Origin of the sequence: Burkholderia sp. AU33423 (assembly GCF_002223135.1) — a bacterium.
Taxonomy (GTDB): domain Bacteria; phylum Pseudomonadota; class Gammaproteobacteria; order Burkholderiales; family Burkholderiaceae; genus Burkholderia; species Burkholderia lata_D.
Genome location: NZ_NKFH01000004.1, coordinates 1,097,933 through 1,119,647 on the forward strand (window position 1 = coordinate 1,097,933; position 21,715 = coordinate 1,119,647).

Annotated in this window: 19 protein-coding genes; 8 read left to right on the forward strand and 11 right to left on the reverse strand. The window is 67.4% G+C overall.

Annotated features, from left to right (window positions below; translation table 11 throughout):
• Nucleotides 1–60: 60 nt before the first annotated feature.
• Complete coding sequence (locus CFB50_RS07755) at nucleotides 61–1,299, reverse strand: MFS transporter (protein ID WP_089445459.1); 1,239 nt, start codon at nucleotides 1,297–1,299, stop codon at nucleotides 61–63.
• A gap of 409 nt (nucleotides 1,300–1,708) precedes the next feature.
• Here CFB50_RS07755 and CFB50_RS07760 point away from each other — a divergent pair, with 409 nt between their 5' ends.
• Nucleotides 1,709–3,382: a methyl-accepting chemotaxis protein gene (locus tag CFB50_RS07760; RefSeq protein ID WP_069247786.1), complete on the forward strand. Its 1,674-nt coding sequence runs from the start codon at nucleotides 1,709–1,711 to the stop codon at nucleotides 3,380–3,382.
• 21 nt (nucleotides 3,383–3,403) lie between these two features.
• Here CFB50_RS07760 and CFB50_RS07765 read toward each other — a convergent pair whose 3' ends face one another.
• From CFB50_RS07765 to CFB50_RS07780, 4 genes are read right to left on the reverse strand one after another with little or no spacing between them, the layout of a single operon-like run.
• Nucleotides 3,404–4,279, reverse strand: coding sequence for an efflux RND transporter periplasmic adaptor subunit (locus CFB50_RS07765; protein ID WP_089445460.1), 876 nt, complete (start codon nucleotides 4,277–4,279; stop codon nucleotides 3,404–3,406).
• Nucleotides 4,280–4,291: 12 nt separating this feature from the next.
• Entirely contained in the window at nucleotides 4,292–4,495 is a 204-nt protein-coding gene (locus CFB50_RS07770) for a DUF1656 domain-containing protein (protein ID WP_011351756.1), read from the reverse strand.
• Nucleotides 4,492–6,693, reverse strand: a complete 2,202-nt coding sequence (locus CFB50_RS07775) for an FUSC family protein (RefSeq protein WP_089445461.1) — start codon at nucleotides 6,691–6,693, stop codon at nucleotides 4,492–4,494. The genes CFB50_RS07770 and CFB50_RS07775 overlap by 4 nt, the downstream gene beginning before the upstream one ends.
• 14 nt (nucleotides 6,694–6,707) lie before the next feature.
• On the reverse strand, nucleotides 6,708–8,315 hold the full coding sequence (locus tag CFB50_RS07780) for an efflux transporter outer membrane subunit (protein WP_089445462.1): 1,608 nt from the start codon (nucleotides 8,313–8,315) through the stop codon (nucleotides 6,708–6,710).
• 157 nt (nucleotides 8,316–8,472) lie between these two features.
• Between CFB50_RS07780 and CFB50_RS07785 the strand changes: the two genes are divergently transcribed.
• Together CFB50_RS07785 and CFB50_RS39435 are read left to right on the forward strand one after the other, a co-directional pair.
• Nucleotides 8,473–9,414 (forward strand): LysR family transcriptional regulator, encoded by a 942-nt coding sequence (locus tag CFB50_RS07785; RefSeq protein ID WP_089445463.1) that lies wholly within the window; start codon nucleotides 8,473–8,475, stop codon nucleotides 9,412–9,414.
• Between the two features lie 117 nt (nucleotides 9,415–9,531).
• Entirely contained in the window at nucleotides 9,532–9,684 is a 153-nt protein-coding gene (locus CFB50_RS39435; protein WP_163008969.1) for a hypothetical protein, read from the forward strand.
• A gap of 60 nt (nucleotides 9,685–9,744) precedes the next feature.
• On the opposite strand, the gene CFB50_RS07790 is transcribed toward CFB50_RS39435, so the two are convergent.
• Genes CFB50_RS07790 through wrbA form a run of 4 tightly spaced genes read right to left on the reverse strand, consistent with a single transcriptional unit; the run spans nucleotide 9,745 to nucleotide 13,050 of the window.
• Nucleotides 9,745–10,575, reverse strand: coding sequence for a metallophosphoesterase (locus CFB50_RS07790; protein ID WP_089445464.1), 831 nt, complete (start codon nucleotides 10,573–10,575; stop codon nucleotides 9,745–9,747).
• Nucleotides 10,576–10,600: 25 nt separating this feature from the next.
• A complete protein-coding gene (locus tag CFB50_RS07795) occupies nucleotides 10,601–12,022 on the reverse strand; it encodes an FAD-binding oxidoreductase (RefSeq protein WP_027787719.1) in 1,422 nt (473 codons plus the stop codon).
• 18 nt (nucleotides 12,023–12,040) lie between these two features.
• Entirely contained in the window at nucleotides 12,041–12,433 is a 393-nt protein-coding gene (locus CFB50_RS07800; RefSeq protein WP_089445465.1) for a DUF2069 domain-containing protein, read from the reverse strand.
• Nucleotides 12,430–13,050 (reverse strand): NAD(P)H:quinone oxidoreductase, encoded by a 621-nt coding sequence (gene wrbA, locus CFB50_RS07805; protein ID WP_069247794.1) that lies wholly within the window; start codon nucleotides 13,048–13,050, stop codon nucleotides 12,430–12,432. The genes CFB50_RS07800 and wrbA overlap by 4 nt, the downstream gene beginning before the upstream one ends.
• Before the next feature lie 145 nt (nucleotides 13,051–13,195).
• On the opposite strand from wrbA, the gene CFB50_RS07810 reads away from it, so the two are divergent.
• Nucleotides 13,196–14,527 carry a YihY family inner membrane protein gene (locus CFB50_RS07810; RefSeq protein WP_089445466.1) on the forward strand — a complete coding sequence of 444 codons (1,332 nt, stop codon included), beginning with the start codon at nucleotides 13,196–13,198 and terminating at the stop codon, nucleotides 14,525–14,527.
• A gap of 18 nt (nucleotides 14,528–14,545) precedes the next feature.
• Here the strand turns inward: CFB50_RS07810 and CFB50_RS07815 are convergent, their stop codons facing one another.
• Complete coding sequence (locus tag CFB50_RS07815; RefSeq protein ID WP_039347312.1) at nucleotides 14,546–14,863, reverse strand: Mpo1-like protein; 318 nt, start codon at nucleotides 14,861–14,863, stop codon at nucleotides 14,546–14,548.
• A 157-nt stretch (nucleotides 14,864–15,020) separates the two neighbouring features.
• Between CFB50_RS07815 and CFB50_RS07820 the strand changes: the two genes are divergently transcribed.
• From CFB50_RS07820 to aroC, 3 genes are all read left to right on the forward strand, one after another.
• A complete protein-coding gene (locus tag CFB50_RS07820) occupies nucleotides 15,021–15,476 on the forward strand; it encodes a CBS domain-containing protein (protein WP_006755543.1) in 456 nt (151 codons plus the stop codon).
• Nucleotides 15,477–15,615: 139 nt separating this feature from the next.
• Nucleotides 15,616–17,550, forward strand: a complete 1,935-nt coding sequence (locus CFB50_RS07825; protein WP_089445467.1) for an MFS transporter — start codon at nucleotides 15,616–15,618, stop codon at nucleotides 17,548–17,550.
• 262 nt (nucleotides 17,551–17,812) lie between these two features.
• Nucleotides 17,813–18,913, forward strand: coding sequence for a chorismate synthase (gene aroC / locus CFB50_RS07830; protein ID WP_089445468.1), 1,101 nt, complete (start codon nucleotides 17,813–17,815; stop codon nucleotides 18,911–18,913).
• Nucleotides 18,914–19,049: 136 nt separating this feature from the next.
• Here aroC and CFB50_RS07835 read toward each other — a convergent pair whose 3' ends face one another.
• A complete protein-coding gene (locus tag CFB50_RS07835; RefSeq protein ID WP_089445469.1) occupies nucleotides 19,050–20,723 on the reverse strand; it encodes an electron transfer flavoprotein-ubiquinone oxidoreductase in 1,674 nt (557 codons plus the stop codon).
• A 178-nt stretch (nucleotides 20,724–20,901) separates the two neighbouring features.
• Here CFB50_RS07835 and CFB50_RS07840 point away from each other — a divergent pair, with 178 nt between their 5' ends.
• Complete coding sequence (locus CFB50_RS07840; RefSeq protein ID WP_011351770.1) at nucleotides 20,902–21,684, forward strand: SDR family oxidoreductase; 783 nt, start codon at nucleotides 20,902–20,904, stop codon at nucleotides 21,682–21,684.
• The last annotated feature ends 31 nt before the right edge of the window (nucleotides 21,685–21,715 follow it).

The following is a 21,715-nucleotide window of genomic DNA, read 5'->3' on the forward strand; positions in this document are numbered from 1 at the left end:
TCTTCTTTCCTTCATTCGAGCCGTTCGACCGGCCGCGGCGCGCACGCCGCGGCCGGTTCGTCACGCCCGCTTGCGCCGGCTGCTTTCGAGGTTCGGCAGGAACACCGTCAGCACGCCGATCAGCGGCAGGAACGAACACACCTTGTAGACGAACGGGATGCTCGTCGCGTCCGCGAGCTGGCCGAGCACGGCCGCGCCGACGCCGCCCAGGCCGAACGCGAAGCCGAAGAACAGGCCCGCGACCATCCCGACCTTGCCGGGCATCAGCTCCGTCGCATAGACGAGGATCGCGGCGAACGCCGACGCCAGCACGACGCCGATGATCACGGTCAGCACGCTCGTCCAGAACAGGTTCGCGTACGGCAGCAGCATCGTGAACGGCGCGACGCCGAGGATCGACACCCAGATTACGTACTTGCGGCCGATCCGGTCGCCGACGGGCCCGCCGATCAGCGTGCCGGCCGCCACGGCCGCGAGGAACACGAACAGGTGGATCTGCGCGGCCTGTACCGACAGGTGGAACTTGTCGATCAGGTAGAACGTGAAATAGCTGTTGATGCTCGCGAGGTAGAAGTACTTCGAGAACACGAGCAGCACCAGCACGCCGATCGCGCCCATCACGCGGCCGCGCGACAGCGTCGGGTGGCCGGCCGCCGTGGCCTTCTTCTTCATCGACGGATGCTTCTTGTACCAGTGGCCGATCTGTGTGAGCACGATCATCGCGACGAGCGCGGCCGCCGAGAACCACGCGATGCTGTGCTGGCCGTGCGGAATGATCACGAGCGCGGCGAGCAGCGGCCCGAGCGCGGAACCCGCATTGCCGCCGACCTGGAACACCGACTGCGCGAGCCCGTGCTGGCCGCCCGACGCCATCCGCGCGACGCGCGACGATTCGGGATGGAACACCGACGAGCCGCAGCCGACGAGCGCGGCGGCCACCAGCAGCATCGGGAAACTCGTCGCAACCGACATCAGCAGCAGCCCCGCGAGCGTGAAGCCCATGCCGACCGGCAGCGAATACGGTTTCGGGCGCTTGTCGGTATAGAGGCCGATGAGCGGCTGCAGCAGCGACGCGGTGATCTGGTAAGTGAGCGTGATCAGGCCGATCTGCGCGAACGACAGCGCGAACTGGCTCTTGAGCATCGGATAGATCGCGAGGATCAACGACTGGATCATGTCGTTGAGCATGTGCGAGAAGCTGATCGCGCCGAGCACCGGGTAGACGGTGCGGGCGACGGGGGGCGTGGATGGCTGGGCGGTGGCTGCGCCGGCGGAGCCGGTGTCGAGGCTGGTTTCCATGTGAGAGCTGAACGAGTTGAGGTGGCGGGCGCGCTCTGCTGGGGATCGGCGCGTCTTGAATCGTTGCTGCGTCAAAGAAGTGTAATGTGGCGTATCGAGAATGTCAGGACAACTTTTATCGTGAATCGGACATTCATCTGATGGATCGCCGGGTGCGCGTTTTTTTGACCGGGTATAACGCTGGCGATGCGCCTGCCGGTTAGATGGAGGGCGCGCCCGGGGCCGGTGCGTGGTTTCCCGGACTCAAGAAACGGCGGTGGGGGCCGTAGAACGACCCAATGACAACAGGCGCGCCGCACCCGGCACCGGCTACCCGCCGGGCAGGATGCAGGACGCGCGGCATGGCCAGCCATCGCGGGAACGCCGGGACCGACCTTTCCGGCTGCGTGATCAATATGGGGATAGTTCGATGAAAGCAGCATCTTTGCATCCACAGCCCGGTGCGGCGGCTGCCGCACCCGACGTTGCCGCCGGTCGCGCCGCACGGCGCCTGCGCGCGGCGCGTCGCGAGCGCCGGCCGTGGACCGTCAAGGCGACGTTGCGCGCCGCATTCGCGATCCTGCTCGCCGGCACGCTGGCGATCGGCATGTTTTCGCTCTGGCAGATCAGCCGGCTGAATGCGTCGATCTCGTCGGTCTACGAGCAGGGCCACGTCGCGAGCCGCGCGGCCGAGGAGGTCCGGGCCGAAGTGCTGCGCGCGAGCCGTGCCCAGAAGATGCTGCTGACTGCGACCACTGCGAAGGAGCGCGACGAACTGGGCGCCGACGTGGGCGCGGGGCTCGCGTCGATCGGCCAGGCGCTCGGTACGCTGCAGCGCTACGCGGATCCGGCCGACGCCGACGATTCGGCGCGGCTGCGCGCCTTCTCGACGGCGGTCGGTACGTGGAGCGCGCATCTGCGCGATTTCGTCGAACTCGTGCGTGCGCAGCCGCTCGACCTGTCGCAGATGAACTGGCAGGTCGGCACGCAGGACGTGTCGCTGCTGGTCGAAACCGGCAAGCTCGAGAAATTGGTCGCCGAACTCGTGAAGACGCGTGGGGCGAAGTCGAAGGCGACGCTCGATGCGTCCGCCACCATATTCTCGTCGTCGTTCGCGATGATCGCGGCGATGACGGTTGCGCTGATCGTGCTCGCGATCGTGATCGCCGAGCGCGTCGTGCGCCGTCTCGCGTCGCAGCTCGGCGGCGAGCCCGCGCACGCGAAGGCGATCGCCGCGGACATCGCGCGCGGCGACCTGACGCGACCGATCACACTGGGCCGGCACGACCGCGACAGCATGGTGCGTGCGCTGGCCGAGATGCAGACGGGGCTCGCGGCGACGGTCGGCGAGATCGCGGTCAGCGCCGAGGCGATCGCGGCGGCGTCGGGCGAGATCTCCACCGGCAATCTCGATCTGTCGAAGCGCACCGAGCAGCAGGCCGTCGCGCTCGAACGCACCGCGGCCAGCATGGAGCAGCTCACGTCGACCGTACGCCAGAACGCCGAGAACGCGCGGCAGGCGAGCGCGCTCGCGGCCAATGCATCGGCCGTCGCGGAGACGGGCGGGGAAGTCGTCGGGCGTGTGGTGGCGACGATGAGCGAGATCGACGACAGCGCGAAGAATATCCGCGACATCATCGGCACGATCGAGGGGATCGCGTTCCAGACCAACATTCTCGCGTTGAACGCGGCGGTCGAGGCGGCGCGCGCGGGCGAACAGGGGCGCGGTTTTTCGGTGGTCGCGGGCGAGGTGCGGTTGCTCGCGCAGCGTTCGGCGACCGCGGCGAAGGAGATCCGCGAGCTGATCGGTGCATCGGTCGAACGCGTCGCGAACGGCGCGACGCTCGCGCACGATGCGGGCCGCACGATGGGCGACGTCGTGCGGGCGGTGAAGCGCGTGACCGACATCATCGGCGAGATTTCGGCGGCATCCGACGAGCAGAGCGCCGGCATCGAGGAGATCGGCCGTGCGGTCACGCAGATGGATGCCGGCACGCAGCAGAACGCGGCGCTCGTCGAACAGGCGGCCGCGGCCGCGAATGCGCTCGACGAGCAGGCTCAGGCGCTGAAGTCGCTGGTCGGGCGTTTCCGCATCGCCGCGTAAGCGCGCCCGGCCATCCGGCGCTTACGACTTCTTCTGCTTGTCCGGATCGATGATGACCGTGCAGGTCGTGCCCGCCGACAGCACCACGTCGGCCGGCACGTCGTCGATCTTGATGCGCACCGGCACGCGCTGCGCGAGGCGCACCCAGTTGAAGGTCGGGTTCACGTCCGCGACGAGATCGCGGCTCTGCGGGTTGTCGCGGTCGTAGATGCCGCGCGAGATGCTCTCGACGTGGCCCTTCATCACGCCGCCGCTCATCAGCCGCATCTCGGCCGGCGCGCCGATCTTCACGCGCGGCAGCTTGGTTTCCTCGAAGTAGCCGTAGACCCAGAACGAATGGCTGTCGACGATCGCGAGCTTCGCCTGGCCGGCCACCGCGTAGTTGCCCTTGAACGTCTGCAGGTTCGTGACGTAGCCGTCGACCGGCGCGACGACGCGCGTGCGCTCGAGGTTGAGCTTCGCGGCATCGAGCGCGGCGATCGCCTGCTGGTACTGCGCATCGGCGCTCGATGCGCTGTGTGCCGCGTTCTCGCGGTTTTCCTTCGACACGACGAGCGCATCGAGATCCGCGCGGCGGGCCGCGTCGTCGCGGCGCATCTGCAGTTCCGCGCGACGGGCGGCGACGGCCGCCTGCGCCTGCTCGACCGCGATCTGGTAGTGCGACGGGTCGATCTGCATGATCAGGTCGCCTTTCTTGACGAGCTGGTTGTCATGCACGGGCAGCTCGACGATCGCGCCCGACACGTCCGGCGCGACGTTGACGATCTCGGCGCGCACGCGCCCGTCGCGCGTCCACGGATCATCCATGTAGTGCACCCACAGCGAGCGCCCGATCAGGATCGCGACGAGAAGAATGACGGCGGTCGCGACGAAGCCGAAGAGTTTTCTGAGAATCATGATGGTTCGGAATCAACGGTAAACGGCAAGACTCAGTCCGCCGCAAATGCAGACGAGAAGGCAGGCCCGGAACAGCGACGGGTGCCAGACGAGACGGTAGAGGCCCGTGTAGGCGAGCAGGCGGTCGACGGCCCAGGTCGCGAGCGCGCCGAGGACGAACATCAGCACCACCGTGGGCATGTAGGCATCGAGAATGGCGATTTCACGCGGCATCATGACGAGGCTCCTGGTTGGGGACGCACGGGGCGGTTGCGGTTGAGCGCGGCGAGCGGCGATTCGGGATCGAGCAGGGCCGTGCGCACGAAATGCAGGTGGCTCAGGATGCGCTGCAGCCGGTGGCGCTCCTCGCGCGAAGGCGTGAACGCGTCGAGCGTCTGCCGGGTCGCGTCGATCGCATCGTTGACCGCGGCGAGCGTTGCGTCGAAGCGTTCGGCGTCCGGCCGGGCGAACAGCGACGACAGCGCGGCGCGCATCGTCTCGATCGCACGTCGCCACGGCGTCGTCGGCGCATAGCGCGGCTCGGACGGCAGCGTGGCCAGCTCGTGGCGCAGGTCGATGGCCGCGTTGCCGGTTTCGAGCACGGCGAACATCCAGCGCAGCGCGTCGCGCTGCACGTCGGGCTGGTCGGCCGACAGCGTGTGCGCCTGGTAAATCAGGTCGCGCGCGCCGCTCTCGAAGCGCGTGCGCAATCCGGCGAGCCGCGCATGGCAGGCCGCGACGGCCTGGTGGCGCAGGTCCGCGAACAGGCGTTTCTTGAGCCACGGCGCGGTCGGCGGGAACAGCACGGCGAACGCGATCGCGGATACCAGCATCGACAGCAGCAGCGCGAGCGCGTCGTTCATGAAGCTCATCGGATCGTAGTGCGTGATGCTGTCCGGGCCGGCGAGAAAGCAGAAAAAGATCAGGTAGCCCATCCCGTAGCCCGCGAGCTTCGGCTTCAGCGTCATGTAGATGCCGATCGCGAGCAGCGGCGCGAGCGCCGCGCACAGCAGCCAGAAGCCGTCGATCCGCGGATAGATGCCGAACATCAGCAGGAAGCCGGTACAAACGGCCAGCGCCGTGCCCATCCCCATCTGGGCGGCCATCGCGGTCGGGCGCGGTGCCGACGACGCGAGCGCGCAGGTCGCCGCGGCATTCAGCACCAGCATCACGCCGCTCGGCCACGCGGTCTCGATCCAGAACCAGCCCAGCGCGAGAATCACCGTCGCGGTGCGGATCCCCGCGATCGTGGCGGCCGTCCGGTTGGTGCGCGGCTCGTAGCGCTCGATCCAGCGTTCGCGCTCGTGCGTCGCGGTCGCGAGCGATGCATAGGTCGCCGCGTATTCCTGCAGGTCGGTGATGAAGCGGTACAGCAGCTCGGCGGCCGTGTCGAAGTCGAGCAGCGGGAAATCGGGCTGCGTTTCGAGTTCCGCGCGCGTCGCGCGGATGCGGCGCGGCAGCGCGTCGCGCCACGCGAGCAGTTGCTCGGCCGAGTGCGCGGCGTCGATCGACGTGCGCACGGGTTCGCCATGGCGCGTGAGCAGCGGCGCGATTTCGCGGAAATACGGTTCGATCGCATCGATCGCAGCCTGCGCACCGGCCGCGTGCAGCCGGTTCATCAACTGATGCAGCGCGTGAAAGCGGCTCGATGCGCTCATGAACTCGCTGTTCAGGCGCGCGAGCCGGCCGCTACGCATGCGCGTGTCCGGATTCTCGAATACGGCCATGCTGCGCGCGGCCTCGAAGCCGACCACGTCGGCGACGAAGCGCGTGTGGATGGTCTCGATGTGCGCGCGGTCGAGCTGGCCCGACAGCGCCGACGCGACGTAGTCCACGAAGCTGCCGAAGCGCTTGCGCACCGTCGTGCGCATCTGTTCGCCCGTGTACTGCGGAAACACGAGCGCGCTGACGACGCCGGCCGACACGATCCCGATGATGACTTCGGACACGCGCGTCATCGCGCTCATGAATGCTCCGTCCGGGTGCTGCGACGCGGGCAAGCCGATCAGCGCGGTCGTATAGCCGGCGAGCAGGAAGCCGTAGCTGCGGAAGTTGCGATTGCGCGCGGCGCCTGCGGTGCACAGTGCGATCCAGATGGCGATCGCCAGCAGGAACAGCTGCGGCTGCTGCGGGAACAGCCCGACGAACGTGAGCGTCGCGATGAGCCCGAAGATCGTTCCGGCGACCCGGTAGAAGCTCTTCGCGAGCACGGCGCCGCTTTGCGGCTGCATCACGATGAAGACGGTCGTCATCGCCGTCTTCGGTGCCGGCAGGTCGAGCCGCATCGACACGCCGAGCGCGATGAAGGTCGCGAGCAGCGCCTTGAACAGATAGAGCCACGCAGCGCCGTCGGTGCGGGCCCAGTCGCCGAACGCGGCGGTCCAGGCCGCGAACGGGCCGCCGGCGGGCGTGGAGGCGGGAGAGGAGGCTGACATGGCGTCGCTCCGCGTTATCGTGCGGCCGGCACGCCGGACGCACCGGCGGCGGCCACCTGCGCGGGCCGGGCGACGGCTGCCACGGGCTTCGCGCCCGACGCGGCGGCAGGCGCGGCTGCGCCCGCGGCGGATTCGTCGTGCGACGGATGGCCGTCCCGCGGATGGCCACCCCGAACGTCCATTCCCGTCTCGACGCCACCGCCGAGCGCGGCCATCAACTGCGCGTGCGCGGCGAGGCGTTCCGCATCGATGCGGGCGGCCGTCTCCTGCGCGCGCAGCAACTGCTGCTGCGCGACCAGCACGTTCACGTAGTCGGTCAGCCCGCGGCGGAAGCCTTCGCGCGACAGCTGGTAGCTGCGGTCGTTGGCGGCCACCGAGCGTGCGGCGTCCTTTTTCTGCGTATCGAGCGAACGGATCCGCACGACCTGGTCGGCGATGTCCTTGAGCGCGCCGACGATCGTCTGGTTGTAGCGCTCGACCGCCTGGTCGTAGCCGGCATTCGCGGCGCCGAGTTGCGCACGCAGCCGGCCGCCTTCGAAGATCGGCAGTGACAGCGCGGGGCCGGCCGTCCAGCCGCCGTTCATTGCGCGCAGGAAGTCGGTGAACGGCGCGGTCACGCCGAAGCCGCCGACCGTCGCGAGCAGGTCGATGTTCGGGTAGAACGACGCCTTTGCGACATCGATGCCGCGCGCCTGCGCGTCGACCGTCCAGCGCGCCGCGACGACGTCGGGGCGGCGGCCGAGCAGGTCGGCCGGCATCGCCGACGGCAGGCCGGCCGGTGCGTCGAGCGACAGCTTCGGCCGCTTGATCGCATCGCCCGCGCCCGGGCCCTTGCCGGCCAGCGCGGCGAGCTGGTGCCGCGCGAGCTGGATCGCTTCCTCGTAGCTGTCGATCTGGCGCTCATAATCGGGCAGCGTCGATTCCGCCTGGCTCACTTCGAGCTGCGTGCCGAGGCCGGCCTGCAGCCGCTTGCGCGCCAGATCGGCGAGCGAGCGCTGGCGTTCGAACGTTTCGTGCGCGAGGTCGAGCAACGCATAGTTCATCGACATGCCGACATACGCGCGCACGACGTTGACTTCGAGCTCGAGCTTGGCCGCACGCGCGTCGGCGGCGGTCGCATGCGCGGTGTCGAGCGCGCGCTCGGTCGCGTTCTTGTCCTTGCCCCACAGGTCGAGGTGGTACGACAGGCCGAGCGTGCCGGTGTTGTTCCAGGTATCGGCGTTCGCGAGCGGGCCGGGGCCGTAATACACGTTGTCCGGCCAGTGCTGGCGCATCAGCGACAGGTTGCCGTTGATCTGCGGCAACTCGGCCGAACGGGCCACGCGTGCCATTGCCTGCGCTTCGCGCACCCGTGCCTCGGCGGCCGCGAGCGTCGGGTTGCCGGCCTGGGCGTCGGCGATCCAGGCGTCGAGTTGCGGATCGCGGTAGGCGCGCCACCAGTCGGCTGCGGGCCAGCCCGCGTCACGGTCGGCCGCACGGATCGCGGCGCCGGCATCGAGCGCGTTCGCCTCGATGCGGGCCGACTGCGGCTTGTTGTCGCCCATGCTCGCGCATCCGGCCATTATTAATGAGACTGCAAGAACCGCCAGTGCGAGCGTCCCTTTTGTCGCCGGAGACTGCACGATTTTCTCCCTTTCGGATATAGATGAGTCGGATGCGATTATATTTTTCAGTGATTCCTGAATAAATGGACAAGGGTGCAAGTCATTTTTACGAATCCTGAGACAATACTTGTTCGCCTCTGTGCAACAATCCGTCCGGATTCAAATGGGTAATGGGATGGATACGTTACAAAACATGCGGGTATTCGTCCGCGTGGTCGACGCGGGAAGCTTTACCGCGGCCGCCCAGCAGATGAATTCGACTACCGCCTACGCGTCGCGCGCGGTCTCGGATCTCGAGGCGCACCTGCGCACGCGTCTCCTGAACCGCACGACGCGCCGGATCGCGCTGACCGAAGCCGGCGAGCGCTACCTGCAGCGCTGCGAGCAGATCCTCGCGTATGTCGACCAGGCCGAAGCCGAGGCGGGCGACGCACATGCGCGCCCGTCGGGCAAGCTGAAGGTGCATTGCTTCACGAGCCTCGGCCAGCACTACCTGGTGCCGGCCATCGCGCGTTATCGCGAGCGGTACCCGGACGTGCACGTCGAGCTGACCCTCGCGCAGCGGATGCCTGACCTGCTCGACGAGGGGTATGACGTCGCGATCGTCGTCGGCCGCGACCTGCCGGATTCGGGGCTCGTGTCGCAGCGGCTCGGCGAGAGCTACAGCGTGGTGTGCGCGTCGCGCGGCTACGTCGAGGCGCACGGCGTGCCGCAGCGGCCGGCGGATCTCGCACAGCACGTCTGTCTCGGGATGATCGGGCCGGGCTTCCAGTTCGACGAATGGGCGCTGGCGGGGCCGAACGGCGACGAGGTCGTCCCGATCACGGCGCCGCCGTTTCGCGTGAACGTCGCCGAGGCGCTTGCGGTGGCCGTGCGGGAAGGGATGGGGATCGGCGGTCTGCCGCTCTATTCGGCGATCGGCTGGTTGCGCAGCGGGCACATCGTGCGCGTGATGCCCGATTACCGGTCGCACGCGATGAACATCTACGCGCTGTATCCGTCGCGCCAGTACCTCGACGCGAAAATTCGCACCTGGGTCGATTTCCTGCGCGACGAACTGCCGGCCACGCTCGCAGCCGACGAAGCCGCGCTCGAGCCGTACACGCGTGCGACATGACAGCGCGGTTGACCGCAATCTGACGAGATTTGTCCTTCACGCAACATTTTTTTACGAACGCGTGTCAGACAGTTTGATACTGTGGGAATTAACGAGATACGCAACCCCGGAGTAGCAATGGATACGCACCTGATGATCGGCCTTGGAGTCCTGCTGGGCGCGGCCGCGGCCGCCGCGGCGACCCGCGACCTGCTGCGCGCGATGAAGGCGAAGGCGCAGATGAAGCCGGTACCGGTGCGAGTGCGCGAGCAACGCCGCCCCGGCCGCTGATCCGGCCGTCACGCTCCGGGTCGAAAAAGGCCGTGCAACGCGGCCGCGCGGGCTCGGCGTTCAGCCGAGCTCGACGACCTTGCCCCACGCGAACGCGGTATTTTCCAGTTCGCCGGTGCGCCGGTGGATGTAGCCGCGCGGGTTGCACACCACGCGTGTGCCGCCGTCCGCCACATAGTCGAATGACGTATGCGTGTGGCCATGGAGCCACAGATTGACCGGCGGCTTCACGAGTTCCGCCATGTCTGTCACGAATCCCGCCGACGCAAGATCTTCCGCGTAGCGCTCCGCCAGCGAGCGCCGGTGCGGCGCATGGTGGGTCACGACGATCGTCTGGCCCGCGAACGGTGTGGCGAGCTGCGCTTCGAGCCACGCGCGGCTGCGTCGATGCAGCGCGATCGCGTCCGCCGGCGAGAAATCCCGCTCTTGCGTGCCCGGCGCCGCATGCAGTGCCGCGTCGTGCGGCCAGGTCACCTGGATCAATCCCTTGAAATCGAGCATCACGCGCAGCCCGGCCTCGATCGAACCGGCGAGGCTGGCTTCGTCGTTGCCGAACAGCGAAAAATCGGCCCAGAGCGTCGTGCCGAGCACGCGGAAGCGCTGCTCGGGATCGACGTAGACGTCGTTGTTCAGGTAATGCACGTTGTCGAGCGCCTGCGCCGCATCGCGCATCGCCGTCTCCAGCGCACCGAATTCCCCGTCGTAGTACTCGTGGTTGCCCGGCACGTAGATCACCGGCACCGCGGGATCGAACGTTTCGGCGGCCCAGCGCAGGCCTTCTGCGTGATTGTGGATGTCGCCGGCGAGCACGACGAGATCCGCGTCGGCATGCGGGATCGCATCGGGCAGGTTGCTTTCGAGATGCAGGTCGGACAGGACGCGGACTTTCACGGGCGTGGCTCCGGAGTGGACGGCTTCAGCGCAGGACCTTGCCGGGATTCATCAGGCCGCGCGGATCGAGCGCGGTCTTCAGCGTGCGCATCAGCGTCGTTTCGACCGGCGACTTGTAACGCTGCGCGTCGTCGATCTTCAACTGGCCGATGCCGTGCTCCGCGCTGATCGTGCCGTGGTGGCGATGCACGTTGTCGTAGACGATCCGGTTGATCGGCGCCTGGAACGCGGCCAGGAACGCTTTCGGGTCGCCGCCTTCGGGCATCTGCACGTTGTAGTGGAGATTGCCGTCGCCGAGGTGGCCGAACGTGACCATCCGCGCGCCCGGCGCGGCCTGCTGGATCGCCGCGTCGGTCTCGTCGATGAAGCGCGCGATCGACGAAATCGGCACCGCGATGTCGTGCTTGATGTTGAGCCCTTCGTCGGCCTGCGCGAGCGGGATGTGCTCGCGCAGATCCCAGAACGCGCGCGACTGCGCGAGATTCTCCGCAACCACCGCGTCGACCACGAGCCCGGCCTCGAATGCTTCTTCCATCAGTTTCTCGAACAGCGCGCGCGCATGCGCTTCGCTTTCATTGTCGGACAGTTCGAGCAGCACCGTCTGCGCATGTGTCTGCGCGAACGGGTAGCGCAGTTGCGGGTAGTGCTTGCCGACGAGCTGCATGCAGAAGTCCGACATCAGCTCGAAGCCGGTCAGCAGCGGCCCGGCCGCGCGCTGCGCGAGGGCGAGGAAATCGAGCGCCGCGTGCGGCGATTCGAGCGCGGCGAGTGCGGTGACCTGTGCCGCGGGCAGCGGATGCAGTTTCATCACGGCCGCCGTGATGATCCCGAGCGTGCCTTCCGCGCCGATGAACAGGTCGCGCAGGTCGTAGCCCGTGTTGTCCTTGCGCAGTCCGCGCAGGCCGTCCCAGATCTCGCCCTGCGGCGTCACGACCTCGAGCCCGAGACACAGCTCGCGCGCGTTGCCGTAGCGCAGCACCGCGGTGCCGCCCGCGTTGGTCGACAGGTTGCCGCCGATCGTGCAGCTGCCTTCCGCCGCGAGGCTCAGCGCGAACAGCCGGCCGCCTTCGCGGGCGCGCGCCTGCACGTCTGCGAGGATCACGCCGGCTTCGACGGTGATCGTGTTGTTGTGCGGATCGAGCGCACGCACGCGGTTCAGGCGCGCGACGCTCAGCACGGCCTGGCTGCCGCTCGCATCGGGCGTGGCGCCGCCGGCCAGGCCCGTGTTGCCGCCTTGCGGCACGAGCGCGATGCCGTGTGCGTTGGCCAGCTTGACGAGCGCCGCGACTTCGGCCGTGTTCGCGGGCTTCAGCACCGCGCACGCGGCGCCCTTGTAGCGGCGGCGCCAGTCGGTCAGGAACGGTTCGGTATCGTGCGGGTCGGTCAGCACATGATCGGCGCCGATCGCGTCGCGGCACGCGGAAACGAAAGCTTCGGAGGACATCATCACCTTGTCGCGTAAGGGTCAGGACGCGGCGCGCGACTTTTTCGCCGCGCGCTTGAACGGCGCGACGTACGCCAGCGCCGCCACGAAGAAGACGACGGCGAGCGCGGTCTCGCACCAGCCGAGCGTCGCGGACAGCCCGCGATCGGACATGCCGCGCACGACGCCTTCGGCGAAATAGACGAGTATCAGCATGCTCGCCCACTGCATCGTATAGATGTTACGCCGCCAGACGCCGGGCAGCGCGAGCGCGAGCGGGATCGCCTTGAGCATCAGCGCGGAGCCGCCCGGACGCAGCGGCGCGAGCCACAGCTCCCACGCGAGCGACAGCGCGATCAGTGCGACGAGGCACGCGGTGGCGACCAGCGCGTAGCGCGGCCGCGCCGCGACGGCGGGGCGGGCCGGCGAGTTCATGCGGTCTCGGCGGCCTGGGCGCTGGAAAGGGCGGCCGCCGCGCGCGCGAGCCGCACGCCGAGCGCGGCCGCGAGCGCCTTTTCGTCCGCCGACAGCCCGGCGGCTGCCGAGCGATCGTGCTGCGCGACGTGCGATGCGCCGTACGGCGTGCCGCCGGTGCGCGTCGTGGTGAGCGCGGATTCCGTGTACGGGATCCCGACGATCATCATTCCGTGATGGAGCAGCGGCAGCATCATCGACAGCAACGTCGATTCCTGGCCGCCGTGCAGGCTGCCCGTCGACGTGAACACGCTGGCCGGCTTGCCGGTCAGTGCGCCCGACAGCCATTGCGGTGTGGTGCCGTCGAGGAAATACTTGAGCGAGGCGGCCATGTTGCCGAAGCGGGTCGGCGAGCCGAGCGCGAGGCCCGCGCATTCCTCGAGATCCCGCAGTTCAGCGTACGGCGGGCCGTCGGCGGGAATGTCGGGGGCGGTGGCTTCGCAGACGGCCGACACGGGCGGCACGGTGCGGATGCGGGCCTGCATGCCCGGCACGCTGTCGATGCCGTTCGCGATCGCGAGCGCGAGATCGCGCGTGGCGCCGTGGCGGCTGTAATAGAGGACGAGGATGTCTTTCATGGGCTACGGAGCCGCGTGCGGCCGCGCGCGTGCCCGGTGCAGTCGGCCCCTGCTGGAATCGAGCGGCTATTATAGGGGCTGAAGCCGTCGCGCAGCGCGGCGGCGGCGCGCCGTCGGGCGCGCGGCATCAAGAAGGAGAAGTCGTTTGCCGAAGTTGAGCGTCGATCTCGACACCATCAAGCGCCTCGCGCGGTTCGCGGCCCGGCGCAGCGCCGAGGATCGCATCCCGCAAGTGGCGGGCAGCCTGACGTTCACGACGATGCTGGCGCTCGTGCCGCTCGTGACGGTCGCGTTCGCGCTGTTCACCGCGTTCCCGATGTTCGCGTCGTTCCAGATCTCGCTGCAGGGGTTCCTCGCGGATCACCTGATGCCCGCGCAGTTCAACGTCCAGATCTTCAAGTACCTGAACCAGTTCGCGTCGAAGGCGAAGGGGCTGACGACGGCCGGCCTGATCGTGCTCGTCGTCACGTCGGTGATGACGATGATGACGATCGAATCGGCCTTCAACCTGATCTGGCGGGTGCGCAAGCCGCGGCCGTTCGCGCAGCGCGTGCTCGCGTACTGGGCGCTGATCACGCTCGGCCCGCTGCTGTTCGGCGTGAGCCTGTCGATCTCGTCGTACCTGTTCACGCAGTCGCTCGCGTTCACCGGCGCGGGGCCGTCCACGTCGATCGTCGAGTGGCTGCTCGCGCTCGTATCGTTGCCGTTGACGGTGCTCGCGTTCACGCTGCTGTACGTGTACCTGCCGAACTGCACGGTTGCGTGGCGCGACGCGGTGATCGGCGGACTGTTCGCGGCCGTCGCATTCGAGCTCGCGAAGCGCGGCTTCGGCTACTACGTTCGGCGCATTCCGACCTATACGGCCGTTTATGGCGCGTTCGCGGCGCTGCCCGTGTTCCTGTTATGGGTGTACCTGAGCTGGTTCATCGCGCTGCTCGGCGCGATGGTGGCTTCCGCGCTGCCGGCGATTCGCGTCGGCCAGTTTCACCGCATCCACTATCCGGGCAGCGACCTGCTCGACGCGCTGGAGATGCTCGCGCGGCTGGCCGAAGTGCGCACGGCCGGCAAGCGAGGCTACACGGCGATGCTGCTCGCGACCATGCTGCGCTGCGACATGGAAACCGCCCAGCGCCTGCTGACGACGATGGAGGAGCGGGAGTGGATTGCGCGGCTCGACGGCGGCGGCGAAACCACGCCGCGCTACATCCTGCTCGCGAATCCGGAGCAGTTGACGCTTGCGCAGCTGTTCGACGTGCTGGTGATCGACCGCACGGAACTCACCTACCAGCTGCAGCGGCGCCGCAGCCACGTCGACGGTGCGGCGCTGCTTGCGGTGTTGTCGAGCGACCGCTTCGACGTGTCGCTCGCGACGCTGATCGCCGCGCACCGGCTGGCTGGCGCACAGCCGGCGGGCGTTCCGGGACAGGCGCCAGGCGGCGTGTCCGACCCGCATGCACGTCCGCCGCGGCCCGCGTGAGCAGGGCGTTCGGCCGCGTTACAACGGGATCTTGCCCGTACAGATATCCTTGAACATCACCCAGTCGCCCATCAGGCTGTAGATCGGGTGCCGGAACGTGGCCGGGCGGTTCTTCTCGAAGAAGAAGTGTCCGACCCACGCGAACCCGTAGCCGCAGACGATGGCTGCAGGCAGCCACAGCCAGTCGCCGGTCGCGATCGCCATCGCGACACAGCCGATCACGCCGAGCGAGCCGATGAAGTGCAGCCGCCGCGACGTCCGGTTCTGGTGTTCATTCAGGTAATACGGGTAGAAATCAGCGAAGCTGGCGAATTGCTCCGAATGCGTATGCGCCATGGACGTCTCCTCCGGCCGCTGTTCATGGGGCCATTGTGCTGCCGGCAGTCCGCTTCCGCAAGCGGGGGCGGGCCGCCGCGCGGGCCCGCGCTTTCCTTTTGACAGGCTTTCCGATACGATCGAAAGAGGTTTTGCATTCAAGCATGAGGGGACTACGATGCGCGTCAGCGATATTCTGAAAGTGAAGGGCAACACGCTGTTTACGGTGACGCCCGATAAGCCGCTGCGCGAAGCGGTCGATACGATGGCCGAACACGACATCGGTTCGCTCGTCGTGATGGAGTACGGCGATCTCGTCGGGATGCTGACGTTCCGCGAGATCATCCTGCGTCTGCACGTGAACGGCGGCGCGATCGGCGACGTGCAGGTGCGCAAGGTGATGGACGAGCCGCTCACGTGCACGCCGGAAACGGACGTCAACGAAGTGCGCCGGATGATGCTCGAGCGCCATGCGCGCTACATGCCGGTGCTCGACAAGAAGGTGCTGATGGGCGTCATTTCGTTCTATGACGTCGCGAAGACGGTCGTCGAGGCGCAGAGCTTCGAGAACCGGATGCTGAAGGCATACATCCGCGACTGGCCGGAATCGGAAGCCGAAGCGCACAAGTCGTGAATCACGCCGCGCCCGTCGCCGTCACGCGCGGGCGCCGCCACCCGGCACGCGGCGGCGCAGGTTTGTCCTGCGCCGCCGTTTTTTCAATGACCACACGAGGCCCGCGCAGCGCTGCCCAGACGGCGCGCGCGTATTCCGCATGAGCGATCAAACGCAAGCCACTTCCAGGCGGCGTGACGAACGGCACGCGCACGCGTCGCAGTTCGACCTGCTGCGCGAGCGCCGTTTCGCGCCGTTCTTCACGACCCAGTTCCTCGGCGCGCTGAACGACAACGTCTTCAAGATCGGCTTTACGTCTCTCGTCACCTATCACACCGCGCGGTTCTCCGGCGTCGATGCGAAGACGGCGGCTTTCCTGATTTCCGCGATCTTCATCTTACCGTTCGTGCTGTTCTCGGCGACGTCCGGCCAGATCGCCGACAAGTACGACAAGGCGACCCTCACGCGTTTCGTGAAGACCTTCGAGATCGTGCTGATGCTGGTCGGCGCGGCCGGCTTCGTCACGCACAGCGCGCCGCTGCTGTATCTGTGCACGTTCATGATGGGGATGCACTCGACGCTGTTCGGGCCCGTCAAGTATTCGTACCTGCCGCAGCATCTCGGCGAGCACGAGCTGGTCGGCGGCAACGGCCTCGTCGAGATGGGCACGTTCATCGCGATCCTGATCGGCACGATCATCGGCGGCGCGGCCGCGGGCATCGAGGGCAACGGCGAGCGCGTGCTTGCGGTGAGCGTCGTCGTCATCGCGCTCGCGGGGCGGCTCGTCGCGCAGCGCGTGCCGTCCACGCCGGCGCCGCAGCCCGATCTCGTGATCAACTGGAATCCGGTCAGCGAGACCTGGCGCAACCTCGGGCTCGCCCGGCAGAACCGCACCGTGTTCCTGAGCCTGCTCGGCATCTCGTGGCTGTGGTTCGTCGGCGCGACGTTCCTCACGTCGTTCTTCAATTTCGCGAAGGACGTGCTGTCCGCGAGCCCCGACGTCGTCACGATCCTGCTCGCGACGTTCTCGGTCGGCATCGGCCTCGGCTCGCTGCTGTGCGAACGGCTGTCGCAGCGGCGCGTCGAGATCGGCCTCGTGCCGCTCGGCTCGATCGGCATCAGCGTGTTCGCGATCGAGCTGTATTTCGCGAGCCATGCGCTGCCGTCGCCCGGCCATCTGCTGTCGGTCGGCGAATTCCTGGCCGGTGCGCGCCACTGGCGCATCCTGGCGGACCTGTTCCTGCTCGCGATGTTCGGCGGCTTCTACAGCGTGCCGCTGTACGCACTGATCCAGAGCCGCAGCGCGCCGACGCACCGTGCGCGGATCATCGCCGCGAACAACATCCTGAACGCGCTGTTCATGATTCTGTCGGCCGTGATGGCGATGGGGCTGACCAAGGCCGGCGTCGATATCCCGGGGCTGTTCCTCGTCACCGCGCTGCTGAATGTGATCGTCGCCGCTTATATCTATCTGCTCGTGCCCGAGTTCCTGCTGCGCTTCGTCGCATGGGTGCTCGTGCATACGTTCTACCGGATTCGCCTCGTGCACGCGGAGCGGATTCCGGCGGAAGGGGCGGCCGTGCTCGTGTGCAACCACGTCAGTTATGTCGATGCGCTCGTGCTGGCCGCCGCGAGCCCGCGCCCGATCCGTTTCGTGATGGACCACCGGATCTTCAAGACGCGCTTCGCGAGCTGGGTGTTCCGGCATGCGAAGGCGATCCCGATCGCGCCGCGCCACGAGGATCCCGCGATGCTCGCGCGTGCGTACGACGCATGCGAGGCCGCGCTGAAGGAAGGCGAACTCGTGTGCATCTTCCCGGAAGGCAAGCTGACGAAGACGGGCGACATCAACACGTTCCACCACGGCATCACGGAGATCCTGGGGCGCACGCCGGCGCCGGTGATCCCGATGGCGCTGCGCGGGCTGTGGGGCAGCTATTTTTCGCGGCATTCCGATGCGCGGATGCCGCGGCCCATCAAGCGCGGCGTAATGAGCCGGCTGACGCTGGCGGTCGGCGAGCCGATCCCGGCGTCGGTCGCGACGCCCGAAGCGCTTCAGGCGGCAGTTACCGAACTGCGCGGCGCGCGGAAGTAGGCGGGGCGGGCCCGGCGGCATCGCCCCGGGCCGTCATGGCCGCCGTGAACGGGCCCGTTCGACCGGAACGGCGCGGGTCTGCAATCGTCGCCCGGGCCGTTCCCGTACCAGGCCGGTATGGTCCGAACGGTTCACACGGCCCGCGTGCCCGGGACGGCTGGCATAATAGCGGCTTACCTCTTTTCTCGACCGGCAAACGATCGACCTGCCTGCGGCCTGGGCAGCGCATCGGTTTGTCCATTTCTCTTTGGGCGGTTCCATCATGTCCGGCAATACCCTCGGCACGCTTTTCACTGTCACGACCTTCGGCGAATCGCACGGTCCCGCGATCGGCTGCGTGATCGACGGCTGCCCGCCGGGAATGGGGCTGACCGAAGCCGACATCCAGGTCGAGCTCGATCGCCGCAAGCCCGGCACGTCGCGTCACGTGACGCAACGTCAGGAGGCCGACGAGGTCGAGATTCTGTCGGGCGTGTTCGAAGGCGTGACGACCGGTACGCCGATCGCGCTGCTGATCCGCAACACCGACCAGCGCAGCAAGGACTACGGCAACATCGTCGAAACGTTCCGCCCCGGCCACGCCGACTACACCTACTGGCAGAAATACGGCATCCGCGACTATCGCGGCGGCGGCCGCTCGTCCGCACGGCTGACCGCGCCGATCGTCGGCGCGGGTGCGGTCGCGAAGAAGTGGCTGCGCGAGCGCTTCGGCGTCGAGGTGCGCGGCTACATGAGCGGCCTCGGCGAGATCGACGTGCCGTTCGTCGACTGGTCGCACGTGCACGAGAATCCGTTCTTCTCGCCGAATGCGGCCGTCGTGCCGGAGCTCGAGGCGTACATGGATGCGCTGCGCAAGGATGGCGATTCGATCGGCGCGCGCATCGACGTCGTCGCATCGGGCGTGCCGGTCGGCTGGGGCGAGCCGGTGTTCGACCGTCTCGATGCGGACATCGCAAAGGCGATGATGAGCATCAACGCGGTGAAGGGCGTCGAGATCGGCGCGGGCTTCGACAGCGTCGCGCAGCGCGGCTCGGTGCACGGCGATGAGCTGACTCCGGCCGGCTTCGTCGGCAACCATGCGGGCGGCGTGCTCGGCGGGATTTCGACCGGGCAGGACATCGCCGTGTCGATCGCGATCAAGCCGACGTCGAGCATCCGCACGCCGCGTCGTTCGATTACGAAGGCCGGCGAGGAAGCGACGGTGGAAACGTTCGGTCGTCACGATCCGTGTGTCGGCATTCGCGCGACGCCGATCGCCGAGTCGATGCTCGCGCTGGTGCTGATCGATCATGCGCTGCGCCATCGCGCGCAGTGCGGGGACGTCGAGACGACGACGCCGAAGATCGCGGGCAGCGCGACCTGACGCAAGCGGGTGGGGCGCTGCGCGTCTCGCCCGGCCGTTGCGCGGAGCATGCAAAACGGGGCGCTGCTTGATGCAGCGCCCCGTTTCGTTTGCGGCAGCCAAACAACGCGCCGCTCGTGGCGGCGCGTTCCGGCAATTACATGTTCGGGTAGTTCGGCCCGCCGCCGCCTTCCGGCGTGACCCACACGATGTTCTGCGTCGGGTCCTTGATGTCGCAGGTCTTGCAGTGCACGCAGTTCTGCGCGTTGATCACCAGGCGATCGCTGCCGTCGTCATTCTTCACGAATTCATACACCGCCGCCGGGCAGAAGCGCGCCTCCGGCCCCGCGTAAGTGCGCAGGTTCACGTTCACCGGCACGTTCGCATCCTTCAGCGTCAGGTGCGCCGGCTGGTTCTCTTCGTGGTTCGTGTTCGAGATGAACACCGACGAGAGGCGATCGAACGTCAGCTTGCCGTCCGGCTTCGGATACTCGATCGGCTGGCATTGCGATGCCGGCTTCAGCATCTCGTGATCCGCATGCTTGTGGTGCAGCGTCCACGGCACGTTGCCGCCCATCACCTTCTGCTCGAGCCCGACCATCAGCGTGCCGAGGTACAGCCCCTTGGCCATCCACTGCTTGAAGTTGCGCGCGCGGTACAGCTCCGTGTACAGCCACGACTGCTTGAAGGCGTCCGGATAGGCGTTGAGCTCGTCCGACTGGCGGCCGGCCTGCACCGCGTCAAATGCGGCGTCGGCTGCCAGCATGCCGGTCTTGATCGCCGCGTGGCTGCCCTTGATCCGCGACGCGTTCAGGAAGCCCGCGTCGTCTCCGATCAGCGCGCCGCCCGGGAACACCGTCTTCGGCAGCGACAGCAGCCCGCCCGCGGTGATCGCGCGCGCGCCGTACGACACGCGCTTGCCGCCTTCGAGGAACGCGCGGATCGACGGGTGCGTCTTGTAGCGCTGGAATTCCTCGAACGGCGACAGGTACGGGTTCGTGTAGCCGAGGCCCACCACGAAGCCGACCACGACCTGGTTGTTGTCCATGTGATACAGGAACGAGCCGCCGTAGGTGTCCGACTTCAGCGGCCAGCCGGCCGTGTGGATCACGAGGCCCGGCTTGTGCTTGGCTGGGTCGATTTCCCACAGTTCCTTGATGCCGATCCCGTAGGCCTGCGGATCGGCATTCGCGTCGAGCTTGAACTTCGAGATCAGCTGGCGGCCCAGATGGCCGCGGCAGCCTTCGGCGAACAGCGTGTACTTCGCGTGCAGCTCCATGCCGAGCTGGAAGTTCTCGGTCGGCTCGCCGTTCTTGCCCACGCCCATGTTGCCGGTCGCGACGCCTTTGACCGAGCCATCGTCGTTATAGAGAATCTCCGCGGCCGGGAAGCCGGGGAAGATCTCGACGCCGAGCGCCTCGGCCTGTGCCCCAAGCCAGCGCGTGACGTTGCCCAGCGAAATCACGTAGTTGCCGTGGTTCTGGAAGTTGGCGGGCAGCGCCCAGTTCGGCGTGGTGACCGCGCTCTTCTCGGACAGGAACAGGAAGCGGTCTTCCGTCACCTCGACGTCGAGCGGCGCGCCGCGTTCCTTCCAGTCGGGGAACAGCTCGGTGATCGCGCGCGGGTCCATCACCGCGCCCGACAGGATGTGCGCGCCGATCTCGGAGCCCTTCTCGAGCACGCACACGCCGATTTCGGTGCCTTTCTCGGCGGCCAGCTGCTTGAGCCGGATCGCCGCCGACAGCCCGGCGGGGCCGCCGCCGACGATCACGACGTCGTATTCCATCGATTCGCGCGGGCCATATTGCTCGATGAGGCTTGCGGGGGTCATTGGCGTTCCTCTAACCGTTAGAATGCTTTTATTCGGGAGCGTATTGTCTGCGAAACGAAACGCTTGCCGCAACAGCATGCGGCTAGATTAGCACGATCGTTCTATTTTCGTGCTAGGGTAATGCCGCTCGGGCCGTGCTGCCCGTGGCGGCGAAACGACATCGAAAGGGGAAGTGCAAATGGGTCGATCGATCAATCTGGAAGGCAAGGTTGCGCTGGTCACGGGCGCGTCGAGCGGCCTCGGGCAGCGCTTTGCGCAGGTGCTGTCGCAGGCCGGTGCGAAGGTCGTGCTCGCGAGCCGTCGGGTCGAGCGCCTGAAGGAGCTGCGTGCCGAGATCGAGGCGGCAGGTGGCGCCGCGCACGTCGTGTCGCTCGACGTCACCGACGTCCAGAGCATCAAGGCGGCGGTCGCGCACGCGGAGACGGAGGCCGGTACGATCGACATCCTCGTGAACAATTCGGGCGTCTCGACGATGCAGAAGCTCGTCGACGTGACGCCGGCGGATTTCGAGTTCGTATTCGACACCAACACGCGCGGCGCATTTTTCGTCGCACAGGAAGTCGCGAAGCGGATGATCATGCGCGCGAACGGAAGCGGCAACGGCAAGCCGCCGTGCCGGATCATCAACATCGCGTCGGTGGCCGGGCTGCGCGTGTTTCCGCAGATCGGGCTGTACGCGATGAGCAAGGCCGCGGTCGTGCAGATGACGCGTGCGATGGCGCTCGAATGGGGGCGCCACGGGATCAACGTCAACGCGATCTGTCCGGGCTATATCGATACCGAAATCAATCATTACCTGTGGGAAACCGAGCAGGGCCAGAAGCTGCAGTCGATGCTGCCGCGCCGGCGCGTCGGCAAGCCGCAGGATCTCGACGGGCTGTTGTTGCTGCTCGCGGCCGACGAGTCGCAGTTCATCAATGGCTCGATTATCTCCGCCGACGACGGCTTCGGCCTCGCCTGAGCGGATGACATTCAGCAACAAAGAAGACTGC